Below are 2,214 nucleotides of genomic sequence, written 5' to 3' on the forward strand. Positions count from 1 at the left end.
TGCGCAAAGCCCGCGCCCAGCTGTCGCGCTTCTCGGAGATCAACCCGGACGAGTACGCCCGCCTGCAGGACGCTGTGTTTGTGAGCCAGAGCTGCCCCCACTGCGCTGCCTTCAGGGCCTACGTGCCGGAGTTGCAGCGGCGCCGCCCGGATCTGCGCATCACCCTGATCTCGGTGGATACCGATCCCGCCGCCCAGAGGGATCTGGTGGCGATCAGCCGCCAGGCCAAGATCTGGCCTCCAGGGGTGCCCACCTTCGCCGTTGGGGACAGGGTGCTGGTGGGGTTTGGCGAACCCACCAGCAGCGGGCCTGAACTGCTGGCCTTTCTCGATGGGAGTGCCGCCGCCGGGCCCGCAGGACGCACAGAGGTTGAGGCAGGTCCCCTGGGCCGCTTGAGTGTGCGGCGGCTGGGCCTTCCCCTGTTCACCCTGGCTCTGGGGCTTCTGGATGGCTTCAACCCCTGCGCGATGTGGGTGCTGTTGTTTCTGTTGTCGCTGCTGGTTCATTTGCGCAGTCGCCGCCGCATGGCTCTGGTGGCCGGCACCTTCGTGCTGGTAAGCGGAGGTGTCTACTTCCTGTTTCTGGCAGCTTGGCTGAATGTGTTTTTAGCCGTTGGCTTCGCCACACCGATCCGGGTCTCGCTGGCGCTGCTGGCGTTGCTGATTGGGGCAATCAACCTGCGCGACAGCACTACAAAAGAAGCCAATTACCACATCTCGATACCGGCTCGCGCCAAACCTGGGATCTATAGCCGCATTCGCGCCGTGCTCCAGAGCCGCTCAATCACTGGCTCATTGTTTGGGGTGGCGGCCCTGGCGGTGGTGGTCAATCTGGTGGAGCTGCTCTGCACCGCTGGCCTGCCGGCCATTTTCACCGCCGTTCTCGCTCAGCAAGATCTTCCTCCCCTTGTGCATTACGGCTACTTGGGCCTCTACATCCTTGGCTACATCGCTGATGACACGCTCATGGTGATTGTGGCGGTCAGCGCTCTCAGCAGCCGCAAGCTCAGTGAGAAAGGCGGCCGCCTTCTCAAGCAGGTCAGCGGCGTGGTGATGCTTGGGCTGGGCTTGGTGCTCTTGGTTCATCCATCCTGGCTTTTTTCCTGAGCAACAAGTGGGCGAAGGAGGCGCTTGAAGTGTTGTAGCCCGGAGCGAATCAGTCGTCAGCCGAGGGATTGTTGAGCGCCTCCAGTATCACTTTCACGCTCTGCCCCACTCCAAGACTCTGGGCAAGCGCTTTGGGCTTTGGTGTAGGCAGGCGACCGATCGAAGTCTTTCAGTCACAACACAGCACCTAACTTGCGGGGATCTGGAACGTAATGGCAGGCCTCGCTCCATGGCCCAAGGCAGCAGCAAGGCGGGAGGTTGCGGCTGCGGCGCTGACCAAGCGGCATCGCTGCAGCGCCGCACTATCTGGGTGGTGCTGCTGATCAACGCCACTTCAGCGGCCTGTAGTCAGCGTGCTTCTGGAACCTGGCAGGGTGGCGTGTCGTCCATGTTGGGCGCCTCCTTGGTTGATGAACACAGCATCGCTGCGCTAGCTGCTCAGCACAATCAGCTTTTAAACGCATTGCTTCTGGCTGCAGATCGGAGCAAGGTGGGATTGCTTTGTGGCCTGCAGCAGCTCAGGCACTGCGCAGTGGTGGCGGCGTCCACTGCGGCGTGCAGACCTGCCAGCCGGATCTGCGCTTCTGGGCCCAGAGCTTGATCGCCTCATCTCGCATCAGCTCCCTGCGATGTTTGAGCAGCGGTGGCTCCCCGCTGGGCATCACCTCTCCCAAAAGTCATCTCCAGGCTCTGGCTCCAGCGGTCGTAGCGGCAGGGCTGGAAATGGAGCAACTGACGGCCATCGCTTAGCCAGCTCTCCTGGGGGGAGAGCGGTGGCCGCTACCGGTGACAGAGCTGGAGTGCATGGGCGGTTCAGGCCACCTCCGGCGCCCAGCCCTGCTGACTCACCATTTCTTCGGTCCAGCCCTGGCAGCACCACCTCATCGAGGTAGGGCCACTCCTCGATAGGGGTATCAAGCCGGGCAGCCAGGGCCGCAGGCCGGGGAGAAGGGATACCCATGAACAACCTCTGATGCGCATACCCGTACTAGCGCGGTTCCATTGGTCGGTTCGCCTTGGCGCTTGGGGGTGACCAGGGGCTGGTTGAGCTGCCGGCTCAGGCCAGGCGATCTTCTGAGAGCTGGCGGAAGGCATCGTTCAGCAACAC

At 62.6% G+C, this 2,214-nt stretch carries 2 protein-coding genes; both read left to right on the plus strand.

Features of this window, described 5'->3' with window-relative positions; translation table 11 throughout:
- A partial coding sequence (locus tag AC01FP_RS17055) for a glutaredoxin family protein (protein WP_474481874.1) occupies nucleotides 1-1,106 on the plus strand: 1,106 nt, incomplete at its 5' end.
- A 501-nt stretch (nucleotides 1,107-1,607) separates the two neighbouring features.
- Entirely contained in the window at nucleotides 1,608-1,856 is a 249-nt protein-coding gene (locus AC01FP_RS17060) for a hypothetical protein (protein WP_474481875.1), read from the plus strand.
- Nucleotides 1,857-2,214: the final 358 nt, after the last annotated feature.

It is taken from the genome of Cyanobium sp. NIVA-CYA 375, from assembly GCF_056108345.1.